The 23604-nt window shown below is 61.7% G+C and carries 18 protein-coding genes; 5 read left to right on the forward strand and 13 right to left on the reverse strand.

Going from position 1 to position 23604, the window contains the following annotated elements:
* Window positions 1–102 precede the first annotated feature (102 nt).
* From L8K08_RS17835 to L8K08_RS17890, 12 genes are all read right to left on the reverse strand, one after another.
* On the reverse strand, window positions 103–2874 hold the full coding sequence (locus L8K08_RS17835; protein ID WP_242199049.1) for a hybrid sensor histidine kinase/response regulator: 2772 nt from the start codon (window positions 2872–2874) through the stop codon (window positions 103–105).
* Window positions 2875–2990: 116 nt separating this feature from the next.
* Window positions 2991–4283 carry a phosphoribosylamine--glycine ligase gene (gene purD / locus L8K08_RS17840; protein ID WP_242199052.1) on the reverse strand — a complete coding sequence of 431 codons (1293 nt, stop codon included), beginning with the start codon at window positions 4281–4283 and terminating at the stop codon, window positions 2991–2993.
* A gap of 169 nt (window positions 4284–4452) precedes the next feature.
* A complete protein-coding gene (purH, locus tag L8K08_RS17845; protein WP_242199054.1) occupies window positions 4453–6060 on the reverse strand; it encodes a bifunctional phosphoribosylaminoimidazolecarboxamide formyltransferase/IMP cyclohydrolase in 1608 nt (535 codons plus the stop codon).
* A gap of 81 nt (window positions 6061–6141) precedes the next feature.
* Window positions 6142–6462, reverse strand: coding sequence for a DNA-binding transcriptional regulator Fis (gene fis / locus L8K08_RS17850; RefSeq protein ID WP_002555375.1), 321 nt, complete (start codon window positions 6460–6462; stop codon window positions 6142–6144).
* Window positions 6459–7472 carry a tRNA dihydrouridine synthase DusB gene (gene dusB / locus L8K08_RS17855; RefSeq protein WP_119737806.1) on the reverse strand — a complete coding sequence of 338 codons (1014 nt, stop codon included), beginning with the start codon at window positions 7470–7472 and terminating at the stop codon, window positions 6459–6461. The genes fis and dusB overlap by 4 nt, the downstream gene beginning before the upstream one ends.
* A gap of 185 nt (window positions 7473–7657) precedes the next feature.
* A complete protein-coding gene (locus L8K08_RS17860) occupies window positions 7658–8917 on the reverse strand; it encodes a DUF3426 domain-containing protein (RefSeq protein ID WP_242199057.1) in 1260 nt (419 codons plus the stop codon).
* 30 nt (window positions 8918–8947) lie between these two features.
* Window positions 8948–9826, reverse strand: coding sequence for a 50S ribosomal protein L11 methyltransferase (gene prmA, locus L8K08_RS17865; RefSeq protein WP_106577697.1), 879 nt, complete (start codon window positions 9824–9826; stop codon window positions 8948–8950).
* A 277-nt stretch (window positions 9827–10103) separates the two neighbouring features.
* Window positions 10104–11465: an acetyl-CoA carboxylase biotin carboxylase subunit gene (gene accC, locus L8K08_RS17870; protein ID WP_242199059.1), complete on the reverse strand. Its 1362-nt coding sequence runs from the start codon at window positions 11463–11465 to the stop codon at window positions 10104–10106.
* A 17-nt stretch (window positions 11466–11482) separates the two neighbouring features.
* Complete coding sequence (gene accB / locus L8K08_RS17875) at window positions 11483–11944, reverse strand: acetyl-CoA carboxylase biotin carboxyl carrier protein (protein WP_017738537.1); 462 nt, start codon at window positions 11942–11944, stop codon at window positions 11483–11485.
* Between the two features lie 24 nt (window positions 11945–11968).
* Window positions 11969–12424, reverse strand: coding sequence for a type II 3-dehydroquinate dehydratase (aroQ, locus tag L8K08_RS17880; RefSeq protein ID WP_016972516.1), 456 nt, complete (start codon window positions 12422–12424; stop codon window positions 11969–11971).
* A gap of 297 nt (window positions 12425–12721) precedes the next feature.
* The gene (locus tag L8K08_RS17885) at window positions 12722–14683 is read right to left on the reverse strand and encodes a methyl-accepting chemotaxis protein (protein ID WP_242199061.1); all 1962 of its coding nucleotides are present in this window, start codon (window positions 14681–14683) and stop codon (window positions 12722–12724) included.
* Between the two features lie 53 nt (window positions 14684–14736).
* Window positions 14737–16407: a PleD family two-component system response regulator gene (locus L8K08_RS17890; RefSeq protein ID WP_242199063.1), complete on the reverse strand. Its 1671-nt coding sequence runs from the start codon at window positions 16405–16407 to the stop codon at window positions 14737–14739.
* Between the two features lie 299 nt (window positions 16408–16706).
* On the opposite strand from L8K08_RS17890, the gene L8K08_RS17895 reads away from it, so the two are divergent.
* The 5 genes from L8K08_RS17895 to L8K08_RS17915 all read left to right on the forward strand — a co-directional run bounded on the left by L8K08_RS17895 (window position 16707) and on the right by L8K08_RS17915 (window position 22041).
* Entirely contained in the window at window positions 16707–17774 is a 1068-nt protein-coding gene (locus L8K08_RS17895; protein WP_242199065.1) for a DUF2333 family protein, read from the forward strand.
* Window positions 17775–17776: 2 nt separating this feature from the next.
* Window positions 17777–18313, forward strand: a complete 537-nt coding sequence (locus L8K08_RS17900) for an NUDIX hydrolase (RefSeq protein WP_145160305.1) — start codon at window positions 17777–17779, stop codon at window positions 18311–18313.
* 182 nt (window positions 18314–18495) lie between these two features.
* Complete coding sequence (locus tag L8K08_RS17905) at window positions 18496–18867, forward strand: translation initiation factor Sui1 (protein WP_005784408.1); 372 nt, start codon at window positions 18496–18498, stop codon at window positions 18865–18867.
* 213 nt (window positions 18868–19080) lie between these two features.
* Window positions 19081–20994, forward strand: a complete 1914-nt coding sequence (gene speA / locus L8K08_RS17910; RefSeq protein ID WP_145160307.1) for an arginine decarboxylase — start codon at window positions 19081–19083, stop codon at window positions 20992–20994.
* Window positions 20995–21147: 153 nt separating this feature from the next.
* Window positions 21148–22041, forward strand: a complete 894-nt coding sequence (locus tag L8K08_RS17915) for an alpha/beta hydrolase (protein WP_242199067.1) — start codon at window positions 21148–21150, stop codon at window positions 22039–22041.
* Here L8K08_RS17915 and L8K08_RS17920 read toward each other — a convergent pair.
* A complete protein-coding gene (locus L8K08_RS17920) occupies window positions 21986–23323 on the reverse strand; it encodes an MATE family efflux transporter (protein ID WP_242199069.1) in 1338 nt (445 codons plus the stop codon). The two genes, L8K08_RS17915 and L8K08_RS17920, sit on opposite strands and share 56 nt — an antisense overlap.
* Between the last annotated feature and the right edge of the window lie 281 nt (window positions 23324–23604).

Genomic DNA, 23604 nt, shown 5'->3' on the forward strand with positions numbered 1-23604 from the left:
GAGCTGGCTTGCCGGCGATAGCGGTGGATCAGACAAAAAGTGTGTGATTGACACACCGCCATCGCCGGCAAGCCAGCTCCCACAGGAGACTGCATTTCACGGTCAGGAAGGCGCGTGTTCAGGTCGTTGCTGGCGCTGCGCCACCCAGAACTCCACCAGCTCGCGCAATTGCGACAACTCCACCGGTTTGGCCATATGCCCATCCATCCCGGCCTGGCGCGCGCGCTCTTTATGTTCCGAAAGGATATGCGCGGTCAGTGCGACCACCGGCGTTCGAATGCGTTGGTGGCTGACTTCCCACGCGCGCAATTGCTGGGTGGCGGAAAAACCATCGAGGATCGGCATTTCACAGTCCATCAGCACCAGGTCGTAACGCTGAGCCTTCATCGCCTCAAGGGCTTCTTCGCCATTGCTGGCGGTGTCCGGGTTGAGGTTGAGCTTGCCGAGCATGCCGCGGATCACTTTGGTGGAGATGCTGTTGTCTTCGGCCACCAGGATGCGGAAGTCGGCCGGCACGGTCACCGCTGCCGGCGCGCTGATGGCCGCGCGCGGCTGCACCACGCCCTTGCTGCGCTGAGTCAGTTCATCGGCCAGCGTGGTCTTGAGCGTGTAGCCGGCGACCGGCTTGGCGAGGATGCGCTTGATCCCGCAGTTGCGCGCGATGATCTTGCTCGGCGCGTTGCTGATACCGGTGAGCATGATCAGCAGGATGTCGTGGTTCAGGCTCGGGTCTTCCTTGATCTTGGCGGCCAGTTGCATACCGGTCATGCCGGGCATGTTCTGGTCCAGCAGGACCACGTCGAAGTAGTCGCGCAGGTGCGCCTTGGTGCGCAGCAACGCCAGGGCTTCTTTGCCGGACGGCACGGCGCTGACGTTCAAGCCCCAGGCCGTGCATTGCTGTACCAGCACTTTGCGGCAGGTGTCGTTGTCGTCGACCACCAGCACCCGTGCGCCTTTGAGCGGGCCGTCGAGGTCGGAGGTCGGGTGCTCCAGGCGTTCCGGGTCCAGCGGCAGGGTCAACCACAAGGTGCTGCCCTGATGGCTGCCGCTTTTGATGCCGAACTCGCCATTCATCAACAGGATCAGTTGTCGCGCGATCACCAGGCCCAGGTGGCCGCTCAAGCGCGTGGCCGAGAGGAAGTTCTTGCTGTGCAGTTCGCTGTGCAGCAACGCGTCGCGCTCGGCGGCTTCCATCGGCAGGCCGCTGTCTTGCACGGCGATGCGCAGGCGCGGCTTGGTGCTGCGTTCGTCGAGTGCAACGACGATCAGCACTTCACCTTCGTCGGTCTTTTGCAGGGCATTTTCCAGCAGGCTCAACAACGCCTGGCGCAGACGCGTCGGGTCACCGCTGATCACGCGTGGCACCTGAGGCTGGATAAAGCTGATCAGTTCGACGTTCTGTTGCTCGGCCTTGGCGCGGAAGATACTCAGGCAGTCTTCGATCAATGCGTTGAGGTCGAACTGCACGTCGTCCAGCTCGATCTGCCCGGACTCCAGCTTGGAGATGTCGAGGATCTCGTTGATCAACGTCAGCAGTTCGTTCCCGGCGCTGTGGATGGTCTGCACGTAGTCACGCTGCTTGACCGACAGCGGCGTGCCCAGCAGCAGCTCGGTCATGCCCAGCACGCCGTTCATGGGGGTGCGGATTTCGTGGCTGATCTTCGCCAGGAACTCGGCTTTGGCGGCGATCTCGGCATTGCTGGCCGCCAGGTCGCGGCTGAGGCTGAAGCGCGCTTCGACAATTGCGCGCTGGCGTTCGCCCAGGGCCAGGCTCATCAGCAGGCCGCTGAGGCAGATAAAACCGAGCAGCGTGACGATCAAGCCTTGCGGTGCCACCAGCGTCAGGCCGAGCAGGGCAGGCAGGATGATCAGTGTGCCGATGTTGAACACCACCATGCCCGCCACGAACAAACGTGCTGGCCGGTAGCCTTTCTGCCAGTGGTAGGCCGAGACAAACAGCATGCTCAGACCGGCCAGGGCCACCAGGGCGTAAGTGATGATGTTCAGCGGCAAGGTGTTGACGAACAGCAGCAGCAGGCCGCACAGCACGATCAGCAGGATGTCGGCCATCAACAGTTTGTTCAGCAGGTGCGGGCCCAGCGGCATGAAGAACCGATAGGCGAACATCAGCCCGCACGGCGCGGTCAGCAGCAGGGCGAGGTAGGCGCCCGGGGTCTGGACAGCATGCCAGTTCGGCAGCCACGGCCCCACCAGGTTGAGCAACAGTGCCAGGCTCAACATCAAGAGCAACTCGCAGGCCGCCAGCCACAGGCTGCTGCGCGAGCGGTGGTAGGCGAAGCGCGTGAGGTTGTGCAGGATCAGCATCAGCAGGCAGCCGAACAACAGGCCGTAGATCAGCGTCTGGTTCTGGTCGGCGGCAGCCAGTACGGCCGGTTCCAGGGTGATGTAGGGGCGCAGTTCGTGTTCCGACACCAGACGCAGGTACACCTCGAGGGGTTTCTGGCTCTGGGGCATCGGCAGCATGAAATCACTGCTGGGCAGCGGGCGTTCCGCCTGCGGCTGGTGGGTGCCGGTACTTTGTTGCTCCACCAGGGTGTCGCCGTCCAGTACATAGAGGCTCAGGTGGGACAGGTCGGGGGCAAATACCCGCAGCACTTGCTCGTGCTTGCCAGGTTGCAGCTTGAAACGTACCCACAACGCACCGTCCGGCTCGGCCGCGGTAATCCGGTCCAGTTCGATGGGGCTAAATTGATTGGTGTAACGGGCGGAGCGGATATCGCTCAGTTGCAGGTCGGCCTGTTCATCAAGCAATACTGCCCATCCACTGCCTTGCGCGGCGGCCTGGGCCGGGAACAAGCAGAGCAGGGTCAGCAGACTGACTGTGAAACCTATGGCGATCCTGAGCCAGCGCACGGCGAAATCCCTTCGTAGGTTGATTGCACGGGTTAACTATGCGCGGGGCGACGTGGGTACGGCAAGGGCCAAAGGCCCTTGCCTAACCGAACGGATAGCGACTGGAGGGCAGCTGCTTATTGGTTCTCGCCACGTTCACGGGCAATGGCGCGGTAGCCGATGTCCGTGCGGTAGAAGCAACCTTTCCAGTCGATTTTCGCGGCCAGCTTGTACGCCTGTTGCTGCGCGGCGTCGACACTGGCACCCATTGCGGTGGCGCACAATACACGGCCACCTGCGGTTACAACCTTGCCGTCCTTGAGCGCGGTGCCCGCATGGAACACCTTGCCTTCCAGCGTAGCAGCTGCGTCGAGGCCTTCAATCACGTCGCCCTTGGTGTAGTCGCCAGGGTAACCACCGGCCGCCAGCACAATGCCAACGCTCGGACGCGGGTCCCATTGCGCTTCAACCTTGTCCAGCGCCTGGGCCAGGGCCGCTTCCACCAGCAGCACCAGGCTCGATTGCAGACGCAGCATCACCGGTTGGGTTTCCGGATCACCAAAGCGGCAGTTGAACTCGATGACTTTCGGGTTACCGGCTTTGTCGATCATCAGGCCGGCGTACAGGAAGCCGGTGTATACATTGCCTTCGTCGGCCATGCCGCGCACGGTCGGCCAGATCACCAGGTCCATCACGCGCTTGTGTACCTCGGCGGTGACCACTGGGGCAGGGGAGTAAGCACCCATGCCGCCGGTGTTCGGGCCGCTATCGCCGTCGCCGACGCGTTTGTGGTCCTGGCTGGTGGCCATCGGCAGTACGTTCTTGCCGTCGACCATCACGATAAAGCTGGCTTCTTCGCCGTCGAGGAACTCCTCGATGACCACGCGCGAACCGGCGTCACCAAATGCGTTGCCGGCGAGCATGTCGCGCACCGCCTCTTCGGCTTCTTGCAGGGTCATCGCCACGATCACGCCTTTACCGGCGGCCAGGCCGTCGGCCTTGATGACGATCGGTGCACCTTTTTCACGCAGGTAAGCCAGGGCCGGCTCGATCTCGGTGAAGTTCTGGTAGTCGGCAGTCGGAATCTTGTGGCGTGCCAAAAAGTCCTTGGTGAAGGCTTTCGAGCCTTCCAGTTGGGCTGCGCCGGCGGTCGGGCCGAAGCAGTCCAAGCCGCGGCTGCGGAACAGGTCCACGACGCCGGCCACCAATGGCACTTCCGGACCGACGATGGTCAGGGACACGTTCTTCTCGGCGAAATCAGCCAGCTGCTCAAGGGCCAACACGTCGATGGCGACGTTTTCGCACTTGGCTTCAATGGCGGTGCCGGCGTTGCCGGGTGCGACGAATACTTTCTGGACGCGCGGGTCTTGGGCAACTTTCCAGGCCAGGGCGTGTTCACGGCCACCGCTGCCAATGATCAAAACATTCATTTCAAAAACCTCGGATGACGCAAATTCTGGGAGCACTGTGGGCCGCTTTTCTGTGGGAGCTGGCTTGCCTGCGATAGCATCACCTCGGTGTACTTGATACACCGAGGCGCCCGCATCGCAGGCAAGCCAGCTCCCACAGAGGGCCAGTGCCCGCTTGGGATCAAATCTGTCAGTGGCGGAAGTGGCGCATGCCGGTGAAGACCATGGCGATGCCAGCCTCATCAGCGGCGGCGATCACTTCGGCGTCACGCATCGAGCCGCCCGGTTGGATCACCGCGGTAACGCCAGCCTTGGCCGCATTGTCCAGGCCGTCACGGAACGGGAAGAACGCGTCGGAAGCCATCACCGAACCGGCTACCTGCAAGCCGGCGTGCTCAGCCTTGATCGCAGCGATACGCGCCGAGTTCACGCGGCTCATCTGGCCGGCGCCGACACCGATGGTCTGGCGGTTCTTGGCGTAGACAATGGCGTTGGATTTAACGTACTTGGCGACTTTCCAGGCAAAGATCAGGTCGTTGATTTCCTGCTCGGTCGGGGCGCGCTTGGTCACCACTTTGAGGTCGGCGCTGCCGATCATGCCGATGTCGCGGCTCTGTACCAGCAAGCCGCCGTTGACGCGTTTGTAGTCCCAGGCAGCAGCACGGTCAGCCGACCACTCGCCACAGGCCAGCAGGCGCACGTTGGCTTTGGCAGCGACGATGGCGCGGGCTTCTTCGCTCACGGACGGGGCGATGATCACTTCAACGAACTGACGCTCGACGATGGCTTTTGCGGTTTCAGCATCCAGCTCGCGGTTGAAGGCGATGATGCCGCCGAAGGCAGATTCGGTGTCGGTGGCGTAGGCCAGTTCGTACGCCTGGCGGATACCGCCTTCAGCGTCCGGGCTTACGGCCACGCCGCACGGGTTGGCGTGCTTGACGATCACGCAGGCCGGCTTGACGAAGCTCTTCACACATTCCAGCGCGGCGTCGGTGTCGGCCACGTTGTTGTAGGACAGCTCTTTGCCTTGCAGTTGGGTCGCGGTGGCGATGCCGACTTCAGCAGGTTTGGCCTCAACGTAGAACGCCGCGCTCTGGTGCGGGTTCTCGCCGTAGCGCATTTCCTGGGCCTTGATGAACTGGCTGTTGAAGGTGCGCGGGAACTGGCTGCGGCCCTCTGTGCTCAGGGTTTCGGCGGCCTGGTTCACGGTGCCCATGTAGTTGGCGATCATGCCGTCGTAGGCGGCGGTGTGTTCGAACGCCTTGAGCATCAGGTCGAAACGCTGGGCGTACGTCAGGCCGCCGGCTTTGAGGCTTTCCAACACGTTGGCGTAGTCGCTGGCGTTAACCACGATGGCCACGTCTTTGTGGTTCTTGGCTGCCGAGCGAACCATGGTCGGGCCGCCGATATCGATGTTTTCGATGGCGGTCGGCAGGTCGCAACCTGGCTTGTTGATGGTGGCTTCGAACGGATAAAGGTTAACGGCCACCAGGTCGATCGGCTTGATGCCGTGCTCGGTCATGATGGCGTCGTCGATACCGCGACGACCGAGGATCCCGCCGTGGATTTTCGGGTGCAGGGTCTTGACCCGACCGTCCATCATTTCTGCGAAACCGGTGTAGTCCGCGACTTCTACTGCGGCCACACCGTTGTCCTGCAGCAGTTTGAAGGTCCCGCCCGTGGAGAGGATTTCCACACCCAGGGCTTCCAGCTCCCGGGCAAATTCGAGGATCCCGGTCTTGTCGGAAACACTGATCAAGGCGCGGCGGATCGGCAGGCGGGTAGTCTGGTCGGTCATTTCAATTTCCATCAAAAGCAAAGGAGTCAGCAAAAAAGGCGACCGGTTTTACGCGGGCGCCTTTCTGGTTTGATTGAATGCTTACAGCAAATCGTACTGCTTGAGCTTTTTGCGCAAGGTGCCACGGTTGAGGCCCAGCAGCTCACTGGCTTTGGTCTGGTTGCCCTTGACGTAGTTCATCACGCTTTCGAGCAAGGGCGCCTCGACTTCGGAGAGCACCAGGTTGTACACGTCCGTGACGGAAGCGCCCTCTAGGTGGGCGAAATAATTGTGCAGCGCCTTCTCGACACTCCCGCGAAGGGTCTGGCCTTCTTCGCTCGGCGTGTTGAGGTGCTGTTTCAAATTGACGTTGTCGCTCACGGGTGTTGTTCCACTCACTAAAGTCTCGGTCATCATCGTCATGCGGCCACCCCCTCTCCGTCCCCTGTCCCCAGGCTCTTGTAACGCTCGCTGAAGAACTCACGAACGTTGGCGCACTGTGCTTCCGTATCATCCAAACGATTGAAGTGGGCGCGAAACTCCCTGGCGCCCGGCAAGGTTGCGAGATACCAGCCGACATGCTTGCGAGCAATGCGTACTCCCATCACGTCTCCATAGAAGGCGTGCAGGGCGGCCAGATGCTCTAGCAGAATACGTTCCACCTCGATCAGCTCCGGTGCCGGCATGACTTCGCCAGTACGCAGAAAGTGCTCGATCTCACGAAAAATCCATGGCCGCCCCTGGGCGGCCCGGCCAATCAACAAGCCATCGGCGCCGGTTGCGTGCAGCACGCGCCGGGCTTTCTCGGCTGAGTCGATGTCGCCATTGGCAAAGACCGGGATCGACACCGCCTGCTTGATCGCGGCAATGGTGTCGTACTCGGCTTCACCGGTGTAAAGGTCGGCGCGGGTGCGGCCATGCACCGCCAGCGCTGTAATGCCTGCCTGTTCGGCGATCTTCGCCACCGTCAGGCCGTTCTTGTTGTCCCGGTCCCAGCCGGTACGAATCTTCAGGGTGACCGGCACATCCACTGCGGCGACAACGGCCTGCAGGATCTCGGCTACCAATTGCTCATCTTTCAACAGGGCGGAACCGGCGGCCTTGTTGCAGACCTTCTTGGCCGGGCAGCCCATGTTGATGTCGATGATTTGTGCGCCCAACTCCACGTTGGCCCGGGCCGCGTCCGCGAGCATCTGTGCATCGCCACCGGCGATCTGTACCGAGCGCGGCTCGGGATCACCTTCGTGGATCATGCGCATCCGCGATTTGCGGGTGTTCCACAAGCTCATGTCGCTGGTGACCATTTCAGAGACTACTAGACCCGCGCCCAAACGCTTGCACAGCTGACGAAAGGGCTGGTCGGTGACGCCCGCCATTGGGGCGAGGATCAAGCCGTTTTGCAATGTATATGGGCCGATGCGTACCGCCGACATAGGACTTCCCTGTTGTGGGGCCGGATCATTAGAGTTCGAAAAAGGGTTGGCATGATACCCGCTCTCGATGACTGGATAAAGGCTGAATTGGATAAAATCTGAACAGTTATTTCTTTATCGCGGTCGGTTTGGTTGCGCAGCGCCCAGTCAATTATCTGCCGTCAAACCTCGGCGTGCGCGGCGCCTCACTCGGGCGAGTGGAAACTCAGGCTGTAATTCACGGCTTTATTGCCTGGATCGAGGATATCCAGGGAAATATGGATGGGTGTCTGCGAAGGCATTTCGCTCACCCCGGCCAGCTCACCACTGAGGTATTCGGCCGGTTTGAAGCGACGACTGGCAATCAGGCCGCCGTTCAAATCGGCAAAGCGCAGTTCCAGCAGCGGGAAGGGCTGCGAGAACGTCGCGCGGTTATAGATGATTGCGTCCACCACCAGCGCCCCGGCGAACTCGGGATTGCTGCGCACCACCAGGTTGCTGCTCTTGATGTGGGCAATATCGACCCGTGATGGCACGGTGCAACCGAGGGTTGGGCACAGTTGCTGGAACCACGGGCGATAGGCGTCCTGGCGAGCCAGGTCGTCGAATTGATAGGCGATGTACTGGCCCGCCAGGCCCGCGGCGGCCAGCAGCACGAGGAGTATCCAGAGGAGGCGACGGCCCCAGCTCGTCGGACGTTTCTGCGCATACAGGTGCAGCGGGTCGTCTTCCAGGTCCTGGAGTACATCGTCGTGAACGCTGGTTTCCGTGCGCGCACGCTTGCGCCGCGGTTGCGGGCGGTCTTCGGGTTCCGGCGCATCCGCCGCCGCCGTCAGCGGCGTGAACGGCGGGTCGAGGTCGTCATCGTCGTCGTCAGGTGGAGAACGCAGCGGTGGCTCATCGTCGATATCGTCGATGTTGAACGACATCGATGGCTCGGTGCGCTGCTTGGTCGCAGGCATCCTGGCCGGTTCAGGCGCGTCTTCGCTTGGTTGGGTGCGCTCTTCGGGCGGCTCGCTGAACAGGCTGGCGGCCCATTTTTCTTCTTCGGCCTTGACGGTGTCGCGGCTGGCGCTGAGGGCATCTTCCTTTTGCCGGCGCTCGCTGCTCGCCTGGCGACGCTCCGCGCCGGGCGGTTGCGTGTGTTGAATCTCGCGGCGTTCAAGCTTGGCCAGTTCTTCGTCCAGGTCCAGGTTGTCCAGGTCCAGCTCTTCGGCGGTCCACTGTTTCTGGCTGATGGCCCGCGGTGCCTGGGGCACTGGCTCAACGGCGTGTTCGGCGACGCCTGGCTGCTCGGGTTCCGGCGCCGAGGTGCTGGCGCGCTGCTCCAGCAATTGGCGCGCGGCATTGAACACTTGCAGGCACGAGCCGCAGCGAACCACGCCACGGGCCACACTCAATTGAGCGTGGCTGACGCGAAAGCGCGCTTGGCAATGCGGGCACTGGGTGACGAAACTGTCGGTCATGCGGCCATCCGATTCAGGCAAGCGCTCATTCTAGCGCCGACGACCGCTGATGCGTACCCAGCCATCACGGTTGGCGATCGGATCCAGATCGAAATCCGCGGCATAGGCCGCAGCCACGTCTTCACCTTGTTCGGCAAGAATGCCCGACAGCGCCAGGCGACCCCCTGGCTTGACCAGGCTCGACAGTTGCGGAGCCAGGGAAACCAAAGGGCCGGCGAGGATATTCGCCACCAGCACATCGGCCTGCACCTGGGGCAATTGCTCCGGCAGGTAGAGGGGGAATTTGCCTTCAGGGATGTTGTTGCGCCCGGCGTTATCGCGGGAGGCTTCCAGGGCTTGTACGTCGATGTCGGTGCCGACGGCTTCCTTGGCGCCCAGCAGCAGGGCGGCAATTGCCAGGATCCCCGAGCCGCAGCCGAAGTCCAGCACGTTGCAGTCGGTCAGGTCCTGGCCGTCCAGCCATTCCAGGCACAGGGCGGTGGTCGGGTGGGTGCCGGTGCCGAACGCCAGGCCCGGGTCGAGCAGCAGGTTGACGGCATCCGGCTCAGGTGCGGCGTGCCAGCTCGGTACGATCCACAGACGCTGGCCAAAGCGCATCGGCTGGAAGTTGTCCATCCAGCTGCGTTCCCAGTCCTGGTCTTCGATCACTTCGCTGTGGTGCTCGGGCAGCGGGCCGCCGGTGAGCAACTCCATATGGGCCAGCACGGCGGCGGCATCGGTGCCGTCTTCGAACAGGGCCAGCAAGTGGGTGTGCGACCACAGCGGCGTGGTGTTGAGTTCGGGTTCGAAGATCGGTTGGTCTTCGGCGTCCATGAACGTCACCGAGACGGCGCCGACTTCAAGAAAAGCGTCTTCGTAGGTTTCGGCTTGTTCTGGGCTGATGGCGAGACGGACTTGCAGCCAAGGCATGGCGGGCACCTTTGAAAAAAATGAGTGTGCGACGGCGGGGTCGCGAAAGCGCGCAAGTTTACGCGAGCGAACAGCAGAAGACGACTGTGCTGAATGAACACGGACCGAATGTGGGAGGGGGCTTGCCCCCGATTGCGGCGTGTCAGTCTCAGTATCTGTAACTGATCCACCGCTATCGGGGGCAAGCCCCCTCCCACATTTGGACTATGGGCATCTTCAGAATAGAGGGCTCAGAAACAACAAAGCCGCCCGAAGGCGGCTTTGTTGGGTGGAGCACTTACTGGTTGGCCAGTTTGTGTTCCAGGTAGTGAATGTTCACACCACCTTCGCAGAAGCCTTCATCACGCACCAGATCCCGATGCAGCGGGATGTTGGTCTTGATGCCGTCTACCACGATTTCGTCCAGGGCGTTACGCATGCGGGCCATGGCCTCGTCGCGAGTGGCGCCCCAGGTGATCAGCTTGCCGATCAGCGAGTCGTAGTTGGACGGAACCTTGTAGCCGCTGTACAGGTGCGAATCGACGCGAACGCCGTTGCCGCCCGGAGCATGGAAATGCTTGACCAGGCCTGGACTCGGGATAAAGGTTTTCGGGTCTTCGGCATTGATCCGGCACTCCAGGGAGTGGCCGTGGATCTTCACGTCGTCCTGGGTAAACGACAGCGTGTTGCCAGCGGCGATGCTCAGCATCTCCTTGACGATGTCGATACCGGTAACCATCTCCGACACCGGGTGCTCTACCTGCACACGAGTGTTCATCTCGATGAAGTAGAAGCGGCCGTTCTCGTAGAGGAACTCGAACGTACCGGCGCCACGGTAGTTGATGTCGATGCACGCCTTGACGCAACGAGCCAGTACTTCCTGGCGCGCGGTTTCATCCAGGCCGGGTGCAGGCGCTTCTTCCAGTACCTTTTGGTGACGGCGCTGCAGCGAGCAATCGCGGTCGCCCAGGTGGATGGCGTGGCCCTGGCCGTCGGACAGTACCTGCACTTCCACGTGACGTGGGTTGGTCAGGTACTTCTCCAGGTAGACCATCGGGTTGCCGAACCAGGCAGCCGCTTCGGAGCGGGTCTGCTTGGCGGCTTCGATCAGGTCTTCTTCCTTGTGCACCACGCGCATGCCGCGACCACCACCGCCACCGGCGGCCTTGATGATCACCGGGTAACCGACTTCGCGACCAATGCGCAGCGCGGTTGCCTCGTCTCCAGGCAGTGGGCCATCGGAGCCTGGAACGGTTGGCACGCCGGCAGCGATCATGGCGTCCTTGGCCGATACCTTGTCGCCCATCAGGCGAATGGTTTCGGCTTTCGGGCCAATGAAGGCAAACCCGGATTTTTCCACTTGTTCGGCGAAGTCGGCGTTTTCCGCAAGGAAGCCGTAGCCTGGGTGGATGCCATCAGCGCCGGTCACTTCAGCGGCCGCGATGATGTTGGAGACCTTCAGGTACGAGTTGGTCGCCAGTGGCGGGCCGATGCAGATGCTCTCGTCCGCCAGTTTCACGTGCATCAATTCGGTATCGGCCGTCGAGTAAACAGCGACGGTCTTGATGCCCTCTTCCTTACAGGCGCGCAGGATACGCAGCGCGATCTCGCCGCGGTTGGCGATCAGGACTTTTTGCAGTTTCTTCGCAGGTTTCAACATCGAAGGCGCTCCGCGGTTCAAACGATGGTGAACAGCGGCTGGTCGTACTCAACCGGCTGACCGTTTTCTACCAGGATGGATTCGATGACGCCGGCTTTTTCAGCGGTGATGTGGTTCATCATCTTCATCGCTTCAACGATGCAGATGGTGTCGCCCACTTTCACGGTTGCGCCGACTTCAACGAAGGCTGGCGAGGTCGGTGCCGGGGTGCGGTAGAACGTACCGACCATTGGCGACTTGACCACGAAGCCGTTCAGTACAGGCGCGGCAGGTGCGGCTGGAGCAGCGGCAGCAGGTGCGGCGGCTGGCGCAGCAGCGGCCGGAGCCGGTGCTTGCATCTGAGGTGCGTAGAACTGTTGAGCCGGGGTCTTGCTGTGACGGCTGATCCGTACGGACTCTTCGCCTTCCTTGATTTCCAGCTCGTCGATACCGGATTCTTCCAGCAGTTCGATCAGTTTCTTAACTTTACGGATATCCATGAATCATCAACTCCCAAGGGTCGGTCAGGGGCGCTTGGCCGGTTGTTCAATGTGTTCCAGGGCGGCCTCCAGGGCCAGTCGGTAACCGCTGGCGCCAAGGCCGCAGATCACGCCTACTGCTACGTCGGAGAAGTAGGAGTGATGGCGGAAAGCTTCGCGTTTGTGCACATTGGACAAATGCACTTCGATGAATGGGATGCTCACCGCCAGCAGCGCGTCACGTAATGCAACACTCGTGTGCGTAAAAGCGGCGGGATTGATCAGGATAAAGTCCACGCCTTCGCCGCGCGCGGCATGGATGCGATCAATCAATTCGTACTCGGCATTGCTTTGCAGGTAGAGCAAATGGTGGCCGGCCTCACGCGCCCGTCGTTCAAGATCGAGGTTGATCTGATCGAGGGTGACTGCCCCGTAGACGCCCGGTTCGCGGGTGCCGAGCAGGTTCAGGTTGGGTCCGTGAAGAACCAGTAAGGTCGCCATCGGCTGTTCCTTGTTATTGATGTGGGTACGTCAGAACCCGGCGACTATGCCGCAAAGCCTTTGTGACTGTCCAGTTCTATGCAGTAGGCAGCACGATTAGCGATGATTGCGCAAAATTTGTGACTGGGGTGCAGTATTCAGTCATTGGCAACACTGTCTTGAAGACTGTGGATGTCAAATGTGGGAGGGGGCTTACCCCCGATGCGCTGCATCAGGCAACACATGCAGTGAGTGACACACTGTCATCGGGGGCAAGCCCCCTCCCACTTTTTGCTCTCCATATGGCAGGAGATGGGCTCAAACCCGGAACGCCTGAACCGCCGTATTGAGCTGCCCACCCAGCACCAGCAGGTGTTCGCCCTGGCGGCGGCCCTGGCCGATGCGCAGCAGATTATCCTCCCCCAGCTGGTGAATCCGCTCGCTGTTGTCGCGAATCTCACTGACGGCGCCACTCTGCTGCGCGGTCACATCGGCGATGCGCACCGACGTGTCGGAAATGGTCTGGATTGCCCCGACGATTTCATCCAGCGCGCCATCCGCTGCCTGGGCTTGCTGGGCGGTGGCCTCGGCGTGCTCGACCTGAGTGCGCATGCCTTGCACCGACTGGTGGGCGGCGGTTTGCAGGCCGGCGATCAGGCTCTGGATTTCGGCCGTGGCGCCGGCGGTGCGTTGCGCCAGCGAGCGCACCTCATCGGCAACCACGGCAAACCCGCGTCCGGCCTCACCGGCCCGTGCAGCCTCGATGGCGGCATTGAGCGCGAGCAGGTTGGTCTGGTCGGCAATCGCGCGAATCACCGTCAGCACGCCACCGATGGTGGCAGACTCTTCGGCGAGTTTTTCGATCATCTGCGCGTTTTGCTGCACCTCGCCCACCAGGGCATGCAGCCCGGTCAGGCTCAGGCCGATCACCCGCTGGCCCTGTTCCACCGCCTGGCCCGCACTGCGGCTGGCGCCGGCCGCCTGACTGGCATCGCCGGCGACTTGCTGGATGGTCGCCTCCAGTTCACCCAGCGAATCACGGATCTGCGCCGTATCGCCGGCCTGGCGCTCGGCGCCGTCGTGCAGCCCGCTGCTCAGTTCGGCGAGGGCGCGGCTGCTGCCGGCGACTTCTTCGGCATTGCCGCGAATGGTGCCCACCAAGTCCACCAGGTAAGCGCGCAAGCGGTTAAGCGAGGCCTCGATGTCGTGCAGTTCGCGGTTGGTCTTGCCCAAGGCGATCGACTGGCTGAAGTCGCCTTCGGCCCAGGTGGACAAGGCTGGTGCGAGGTTGGTCAGTACCCTTGCCAGCCGTCGTTGCAGCGTGTCGATCAGCAGTGCGATGAGCAAAATCAGCCCGATCATCACACCTTGCATCAGGCGCACTTCGCCCTGGATTCTGGCGTGTTGCGCGCGAACAACAGGTTCCAGGCCGGCGATGGCTTGCTGCACGGCAGCAATCTTCACATGCGTGCTGTCGGCCAGTGCAGTGCGCAGCTGGATCTGATCGCGAGTGCGTTTGAGTTCGGCAGGGTAGCGGGTCAGCAGGCTGTTGAGTTCACGTTTGAGGTCCACGCCGGTGTCTTGCGCTTCGGCTTTTTCGCTGCTTTCCAGGCCCAGCATGGCGGAGAAATCATCCGCGCTGGACGCGGCGCTGGCCTTTACGCCCAGCAGCGGTAACTGCGCCAACAGGTCGGCCTGCGTGCGGATGCTGGCAACTTCGCGCTCCACCTCATCGGCCAGCTCTGCGCGCCCGCTGCTCACCAGCTTGTCGCGGGCCAGAGACAGTTTGCCCAAGTGTTGGGACGCGGCCAGCAGCGGCGGCAAGTAGCGTGCAGCGTCGGGTGAAGTGACGCCCGTGGCGTACTGGCTCAATTGCTCCAGGTTCGCGCCCAGCTCACGTTCGGCTTGCAGCAGCAGGGCTTGCGGGTCGCCGGCCAGTTTGCCGGCGGCCAGCAGGTCGGTTTTGCTGAACGTGTCCAGCTCGACCAGGCTGGGGCGCAGGTTCTGCGCGAGGTCCGCTGGCAGTTCGTCGAGGTGCTGCAGGAGGTTTTCCAGGCTCTGGCCGGCACTGCTCAAACGCAACGCGTCGCCGCTGGCCAGGTAGTCGTCGATATTGCGCGCGGCCTGATTCTGAAATGTCTGCGACAGGCCAAGGTAGCGCTCCATCAGCAAATAAGGCTGTTCCAGTGCCCGTTGCGACCACCATAGCGTCGCGCCAAGGGCCAGGCACACGGCCACCAGCAGAAGGGTATTCAAATTGGTCAGCAGCTTCAGGCGCATGCGTGGTTTCAACCGACAGCAAAAGATAAGTGCCTGAAGTTATTGCGTTTCCATTACAGAGTTATGACGGAATCGGTGGATTCCGGTGAAAAGATGGCACTTTGCTTTGATGTGCGCGCAGCGTGTACGCGGTTGCGTCCGGTGTCCTTGGCGCGGTACAGCGCCTCGTCTGCCTGAGCGGCCATCATCAAGCTGTCGGAACCGTCGCACAGCTCCACCAGCCCGGCGCTGAAGGTGCACCACAAATCCTGCGGCTGGGCCGGGTAGTGAATTTCGGCAAACCGCCCACGGATTTCATCCAGCACTTTGCGGGCCGATTCCAGGTCGGTGTCGGGCATCACGATGGCAAATTCTTCACCGCCGTAGCGGCCGATGTAGTCGGTCTTGCGCAAGCGCTGCTTGAGAAACAGCGCCAGGCTCTTGATCACGCGGTCGCCCATCGGGTGGCCGTGGCTGTCGTTGACCCGCTTGAAGTGGTCAATGTCGAGCATGGCAAAGCTCAGCGGCTTGTTCTCGCGGCGCGCGCGGAAGCTGCAGTCTTCGAGCAGTTGCAGAATATGGGTGTGGTTGTACAGCCCGGTCAGGCTGTCACGCACCATTCGTGCCTTGAGGTTGCGCGCGCGGGCAGCGCGGTTGCGCACGGTGGTGATCAGGTGGCGCGGCTTGATCGGCTTGGTGAGGAAGTCGTCGCCGCCTTCGCTCATGGCGTCCAGTTGCTTGTCCAGGTCGTCTTCGGCCGACAGGTAGATGATCGGCACGCTGACGTAACGGTCATTGTGGCGGATCACCTTGGCCAGTTCGGTACCGGTACAGGCGGGCATGTACATGTCGAGGATGATCAAATCCGGCTGGAAGTCCGCCAGTTCGGCCATCGCCTGGATCGGCTCGATCAAGGTGCGCGTGACCATGCCGGCGCTGTTGAGCAGGCGCTCGGTGTGCAGCGCCTGAGCGCGTGAGTCGTCGATGATCAGCACCTTATAGGGCTCGTACTGCGCGACGCAGGTCAGCACCTCGATCTTTTCCAAAAGGCTTGAGGCCTCAAGCGTGCCAGTGAGAAATTCCTGGCCGCCGGCGCGCACGGCGGCCAGGCGCGTCGGGGTGTCGGTTTCGTGCAGGCTGAAAAACAGCAGCGGCAGCTTTTGCTCCAGGCCTTCCTGGGCTTCGGCGGCGAGCTTGAGGCCCAGGCCGGCACCGCAGAAATCCACATCCATCACGATGGCCGACGGCAGGCGCTCGGCCAGGGACGCGCGAAAGGCTGCCACGCTGTCCAGCGACTGGGCGCTCATGCCAAAAAATTCAAGCTGCTTGGCCAGGCGCTCGGCGCGGTCGTGATCGGCCAGCATCACGTAGATCGGCTTGCGCATGGGGGGCAGGAAGGTTTGTTCCAGCTGGTCGCCCTGGCGCAGGCCGGTGCGGGACAGGCGCTGCATCAGGCGGTTGAGTTCGGTGATCACCTGGCTGCTCAGGCGGCCGCGATTTTCATCCACCGCCTTGAGGGACTCGCCAATTTGCCGCGCCAGCTGGCCGTGTTCCGGCTGCTCGAAACGCTCGGCAAAGCGCAGCAGGCGCAGGTTGGCTTCGCTGAGTTCGGATAAATCGGTGTTCGACCATTCGCTGCGTTGCAGGCGTTGCCAGATCTCAAGAATTTGACGTGCCTGATGAATTACCCGCTGGGCAAAATGGTGCTTGAGACGCTCACGGCTGGGGTCTTCTGGCTCGGTCATATCCTGACTACTAGTTAGGGTGCATGCAGAGGTCGACTGATGGCTCTATGCTAGCACCTCTTTTCTCTCACATGAGTGTCTTGCGTCAATTAAGTAGCGGTCTGGGCCATTCAGTTTTTGACCTGATGGTCGCGCTGCGTAAAAAGCGTGCTTCATTTATAGTCGAACATCCCCTGCGCGCCACTTTCGGTTAAAAGCCCCGCGCCGATGGGCACGATGGGGTAGGGTTGTGGTCGGAGTGTTTGAACGCACCCGGACAAATGACGTGCATGAACTCAAGTGATTGAAAGGATATCGCCATGCTGGACTGGAAAAACCGCGCAGGCAGTGCCAAAGGCCCCGCCCCTGAGCCCAAGTCGGCCAACCGTAGTTACTTTCGCAACCTGCTGATGAGCAAAGCCTTGCTCAGCATGCTGGGTTTGTACCTGTTGGTGACCGGCGCCCTGGGTTGGTACTGGAGCGAAGAGCCGGCGCTGTTTCCGGTCCAGCAAAATGCCCAGCTTGCCGCCGAGAAGGAAGGCAAGCAGATGGTGGTGGGCTACACCACCGTCGAAACCCTCAAGACCGTGGTCGGCACCTTGCTGAACAAGCCCGGTGGCTACATTTCCAACGACCGTTTCCCGCCGGGCCTGTGGATGGACAACATGCCGAGCTGGGAATATGGCGTGCTGGTGCAAGTGCGTGACCTGACCCGTGCCCTGCGTAAAGACTTCGCCCGCTCCCAGTCGCAGTCGGCCGAAGACGCTGACTTGGCCAAGGCCGAGCCGCGTTTCAACTTCGATAACAAAAGCTGGGTGCTGCCCTCCAGCGAGTCGGAGTACCAGGAAGGCATCAACTCCCTGAGCCGCTATGAAGCGCGCCTGTCGGACCCGAACCAACGCGGCGCGCTGTTCTATGCGCGTGCCGACAACCTGAACAACTGGCTGGGTGACGTCGCGACCCGCTTGGGTTCGCTGTCGCAACGCCTGTCGGCCAGTGTTGGCCGGGTGAAACTGAACACCGCACTGAAAACCGAAGCCCTGGCGCCGGGTGAAGTGCCGCAGGTCGACGAAGAAGTGGTGGAAACCCCATGGATGCAGATCGACAACGTGTTCTACGAGGCCCGCGGCCAGGCCTGGGCCTTGTCCCACTTGTTGCGTGCCATTGAAGTCGACTTTGCCGACGTGCTGGCCAAGAAAAACGCCACCGTCAGCGTGCGCCAGATCATTCGTGAGCTGGAGGCCTCGCAGGAGCCGGTGTGGAGCCCTATGATTCTGAACGGCAGTGGCTTTGGCGTCCTCGCCAACCACTCGCTGGTCATGGCCAACTATATTTCCCGGGCAAACGCTGCAGTTATAGATTTGCGTCAGCTCCTCAACCAGGGGTGATGATGGACGCTTCTCAAAAGGAGGCCGCGCATCGCGCGGCCTCCGACGCTGAACTGATCGACTGGGTCGACGAGCAGGACAACCTGCTCGGTACCCTGGTGCGATCCGACCTGCGCCAACGTGGCCTGATCGGCCGTTGCACCTTTATCTTCCTGTTCAACGCTGCCGGTGAGTTGTGTGTGCATCGGCGCACCCTGAGCAAAGCCATGTACCCGGGTTTTTGGGACACCGCGGCGGGCGGCATGGTGGCGGCCGGCGAGAGCTACGCCGATTCGGCGGCCCGTGAGCTGGAAGAAGAGCTTGGCGTTGCGGGCGTGGAGCTGGTCGAGCATGACCATTTCTACTTTGAGGATGGCGACAGCCGGCTGTGGTGCAAATCCTACTCCGCTGTCTGGGATGGCCCGTTGCGCCTGCAGCCGGAAGAGGTGATGGAAGCGCGGTTTTTGCCCATTGAAATTGTCCTGCAGGAAGCCGAACAAAAGCCTTACTGCCCGGACGCTCAAGAGGGCTTGCGGCGCTATCTGGCCTTGCGTCGCTAAAGTTGCATAAATTGGCGCTATTTGGCTCTTAGCAAGTCGGCTTTTTGCCGTTACACTGCGCGACTTTTCACCCGAACCACCTTTGCGGTTCGGTAGCGCTGCCCCTGCCTGAGTGGGGCTTCGCGGTCGGTAATGCTCCTGGGGAGCGCCGATCAGTCTTTGTCCTCCCAAGAGGATTGCCGGTGGCCAAAAAAGCCGCATCCTTCGCCGCCCTTGGTGGCCTGGTATTTTCCACCGACGCAGGTCGACACTGCCCGGACTGTCGTCAGCCCGTGGATTCGTGCACCTGCAAACAGACCCTGATTCCTGAAGGCGACGGTATTGCGCGCGTGCGACGCGAGAGCAAAGGCCGTGGCGGCAAGACGGTGACCACCATCACCGGCGTGCCGCTGGCCGAAGATGCCCTGAAGGAACTGGCTACCACGCTGAAAAAGCGCTGTGGCACCGGTGGCGCGTTGAAAGACGGCGTTATCGAGATCCAGGGCGATCACGTCGAGTTGCTGTTGGCCGAGCTGATCAAGCTGGGTTACAAGGCGAAGAAGTCCGGCGGCTAGCAGCCTCTGTGAAACCCACCCCGATCGCCGGTTTGCTGAACGCGAACTGTCGTCTCCATGGTTTTCACAGAGCCTGTTCCTGACCGGTGTCTAAACTCTGTCCTGCGAGTGGGGTCTACCTTCCTTACAGGCAAATCGTCATTTTCATTCTTTAGACTTCGCCAGCCTTACAAGAAGGGTGTGGTGATCTTCGACTTTATATAGGGGACTTCGATGTCCGTACGACGCACACGCAAAGACGATGGCAGCCAATGGACAGTTGCGGACAGCCGCAGTGTTTACGGGATTCGCCATTGGGGGGCCGGGTATTTCGCGATCAATGAAGCCGGTCGCGTTGAAGTCCGTCCGAACGGCCCGAACAGCACGCCTGTCGATCTGTACGAACAAGTTGACGAGCTGCGCAAAAGCGGCCTGTCCTTGCCGCTGCTGGTGCGCTTCCCCGACATCCTGCAAGACCGCGTGCGCCAGCTGACCGGTGCGTTCGACGCGAACATCGAGCGCCTGGAATACCAGAGCAAGTACACCGCGCTGTACCCGATCAAGGTGAACCAGCAGGAAGCGGTGATCGAGAACATCATCGCCACCCAGAACGTTTCCATCGGCCTGGAAGCCGGCTCCAAGCCTGAGCTGCTGGCCGTGCTGGCCCTGGCACCGAAAGGCGGCACCATCGTCTGCAACGGTTACAAAGACCGTGAGTTCATCCGCCTCGCGCTGATGGGCCAGAAGCTGGGCCACAACGTGTTCATCGTGATCGAGAAAGAATCCGAAGTGGCGCTGGTGATCGAAGAGGCGGCCAACCTCAAGGTCAAGCCACAGGTTGGCCTGCGCGTGCGGTTGTCGTCCCTGGCGTCGAGCAAATGGGCAGACACCGGTGGCGAAAAGTCCAAGTTCGGTTTGTCGGCGGCGCAATTGCTGTCGGTGGTCGAGCGCTTCCGCGCTGCCGGCCTGGATCAGGGCATCCGCCTGCTGCACTTTCACATGGGTTCGCAGATCGCCAACCTGGCCGACTACCAGCACGGGTTCAAGGAAGCCATTCGTTACTACGGCGAACTGCGCAACCTCGGTTTGCCGGTGGACCACATCGACGTCGGCGGCGGCCTGGGCGTGGACTACGACGGTACCCACTCGCGTAACGCCAGCTCGATCAACTACGACATGGACGACTACGCCGGCGTGGTCGTGGGCATGCTCAAGGAATTCTGCGACGCGCAGAGCCTGCCGCACCCGCATATCTTCTCCGAAAGCGGCCGTTCCCTGACCGCGCACCACGCCATGCTGGTGGTGCAAGTCACCGACGTCGAGAAACACAACGACGAAATCCCCCTGATCGAGAACAAGGAAAACCTGCCGGAAACCGTGCAGTGGCTGGTGGACCTGCTGGGCCCGACCGACATTGAGATGGTCACCGAAACTTACTGGCGCGCTACGCACTACATGAGCGACGTGGCCACCCAGTACGCCGACGGCAAACTGACCCTGGCCGAAAAAGCCCTGGCCGAACAGTGCTACTTCGCCGTGTGCCGTCGCCTGCACAACTCCTTGAAAGCCCGCCAGCGTTCGCACCGCCAAGTGCTCGACGAACTCAACGACAAGCTGGCCGACAAGTACATCTGCAACTTCTCGGTGTTCCAGAGCCTGCCGGACACCTGGGCGATTGGCCAGGTCCTGCCGATTCTGCCGCTGCACCGTCTCGACGAAGAGCCTCTGCGCCGCGCCGTGCTGCAAGACCTGACCTGCGACTCCGACGGCAAGATCAAGCAATACGTCGACGAGCAGAGCATCGAAACCAGCCTGCCGGTGCACGCCTTGAACGAAGGTGAAGACTACTTGCTGGGCATTTTCCTGGTGGGCGCTTACCAGGAAATCCTGGGCGACATGCACAACCTGTTCGGCGACACCGACTCGGTGAACATCTACCAGCGCGAAGACGGTTCGGTGTACAGCGCCGGGATCGAGACCCACGACACCATCGAAGACATGCTGCGCTATGTGCACTTGTCGCCGGAAGAGTTGATGACGCACTACCGTGACAAGTGCGCGAGCGCGAAGATCAGTGCGTCGGAGCGTACGCAATTCCTCGACGCGTTGCGTCTTGGTTTGACGCGTTCTTCGTACCTGTCGTCGTGATCTAAGCTGATAGCAATCTAATGTGGGAGCGGGCTTGCTCGCGAAGGCGGTACATCAGTCACACATGTGTTAACTGACCCACCGCTTTCGCGAGCAAGCTGCTCCCACATTTGGATCTTCATTTGGCAGCACCTTCCGTGTGGGGTCTGAACGATGTCGAGCAAATGGCTGCAAGCCTTCACCCTGGCATTCGCCGCATTCCTGGCGGCCTGCTCGCCCATCAAAGTGCTCAACGCACTCACGCCTTCCGACACCTTCACCAAAACCTCCTCCATTGCCTACGGCGATGACCCGCGCCAAACACTCGATGTCTACCGTCCGATCAAGGCATTGCCCAATACCCCGGTCGTGGTGTTTTTCTACGGCGGCAGCTGGAACAGCGGCGCCAAGGATGACTACGGTTTTGTCGGCGAAGCCCTGGCTTCCCGCGGCATCGTGGTGGTGATCGCCGACTACCGGCTCTACCCGCAAGTGCGCTACCCCTCGTTTCTGCAGGACAACGCCCAGGCCGTCGCCTGGACCTATCAACACATTGCCAACTACGGCGCCGACCCCAGGCAGCTGTACCTGATGGGGCACAGCTCCGGCGCCTACAACGCGTCGATGCTGGCGCTGGATCCGCGCTGGCTTAAAGAGGTGAACCTGTCGCCCGCAATGCTCAAAGGCTGGATCGGCCTGGCCGGGCCGTACGACTTCCTGCCGATTGAAAACCCTGACGTGAAGCCGGTGTTTTTCTTTCCTGACTCGCCGCCGGATTCCCAGCCGATCAACCACGTCAGCCACGCTGCGCCGCCGAGTCTGTTGATCGCGTCGGTGAGCGACACGCTGGTCAACCCCACGCGCAATACCGGTGGGTTGGCGAAAAAACTGCGCGCAGCGGATGTGCCGGTTGAAGCGTTTTACTTCACCAAGACCAGCCACGCGACACTGGTGGCGTCTATCGCTCGGCCCTTACGCTGGCTGGCGCCGGTACTGGACCGCGTCACGGCCTTTATCCAAGCCACTGATTCTGCCGATTCAAGTGCCAGGCAATCGCCCACAAAGTAAGGCTGCGCAGGGCCATGAACAGCAGGAAAGTAAGCCACAGGCCGTGGTTGCCGTACGGCTGCAGTGCCCAGGCGAAGGGCAGCAGCATCGCCACGGTGAGCAGCATGCCGTTGCGCATTTCCCGCGCGCGGGTGGCGCCGATAAACAGGCCGTCGAGTAAGTAGCTCCACACCGCAATCAACGGCAGCACCGCCAGATACGGCAAGTAGATGTCGGCGGTTTCGCGCACGCTGGGGATGTCGGTTTGCATGGCGATAAACAGATGGCCGGCAAAGGTGAACAGCAGCGCGAATCCGACACTGGCGATCAGTGACCAGCCGCAGGCAACCACCAGCGAACGGCGCAGCGCCTGCCGATCATGGGCGCCGATGGCATGCCCGCACAGGGCTTCGACCGCGTGGGCCAGACCGTCCAGGGCATGGGCGGTCAGCAGCAGGCCATTGAGCAGCAGCGCGTTGGCTGCCACGGTGGCGTCGCCCAATCGTGCGCCTTGCACCGTGATCATGAAAAACACCGATTGCAGGGCGAGGCTGCGGATGAAAATGTCGCGGTTCACCGCCAGCAACGGGCGCCAGCTTTGCCAAACCTTGAGCGCGGCCCAGGCGATATGCCCGGGGTAGGCGCGCAGGGCGTTTTGCGTCAGGGCCAGGCCGAGCAGGGCGCCGGTCCATTCGGCGATGACCGAGGCACGTGCGGAGCCGACCACGCCCCACTCCAGGCCCAGGACGAACCACAGGTTCAAGGCGATGTTGACCAGGTTGGTGGTCAACAGAATCGCCAGCGGCGCGCGGGCGTTTTGCGTGCCCAGGAACCAGCCGACCAAGGCGTAGCTGGCCAGGGCGGCAGGCAGGCCGAACAGGCGCGTGTGGAAAAACTCGCGGGTCAGCTGATTGAGTTCGGGAGAGGGTTGCATCCACTCCAACGCCAAGTGGCTCAGCGGAATGCCGACGGTGCCCAGCAACATCGCCAACCCCAATGCCAGCAGCAGGCCTTGCAGCAGGATTTGCCGCAGCGCCGCGCCGTCATTGCGCCCGGCGGCTTGGGCGGCGAACCCGGTGGAGCCCATGCGCAAAAAACCCATGGCCCAGGCGAGGAAGGTGTACAGGCTGGCACCGACGGCCACGGCGCCCAACTGGTGGGCGTGGGGCAGGTGGCCGACGACCATGCTGTCGACCAGGGCCACCAGCGGCACCGAAATATTTGACAGGATCATCGGCGCGGCCAGCGCCCAGACGCGACGGTGGGTGGGGCGGTGGCGCCAGTCGGTGAGCAGGGAAGTCATTTGGGCTCCTTTGGGGGGCGGTATTGTAACTGGCCCCCCGCTGCACCGCAGAACCAATGTGGGAGCGGGCTTGCTCGCGAAAGCGGTGTATCAGTGAGGGGTATGTTCACTGACCCACTGCATTCGCGAGCAAGCCCGCTCCCACATTTTGAGCTGCGTTGCTTGTGGGATTTGGCTTGGAGTGATCAGGGGCCAGAACCAAAGCACCCTCCGTCGGTCAATGTGACCAGCCCCTCATCGGCCCCACTCAGGCTGATATATAGTTCACCCCTCGGACCCCT

Origin of the sequence: Pseudomonas sp. TREG-RG-20F-10-E-6-01 (genome assembly GCF_022662455.1) — a bacterium.
GTDB lineage: Bacteria > Pseudomonadota > Gammaproteobacteria > Pseudomonadales > Pseudomonadaceae > Aquipseudomonas.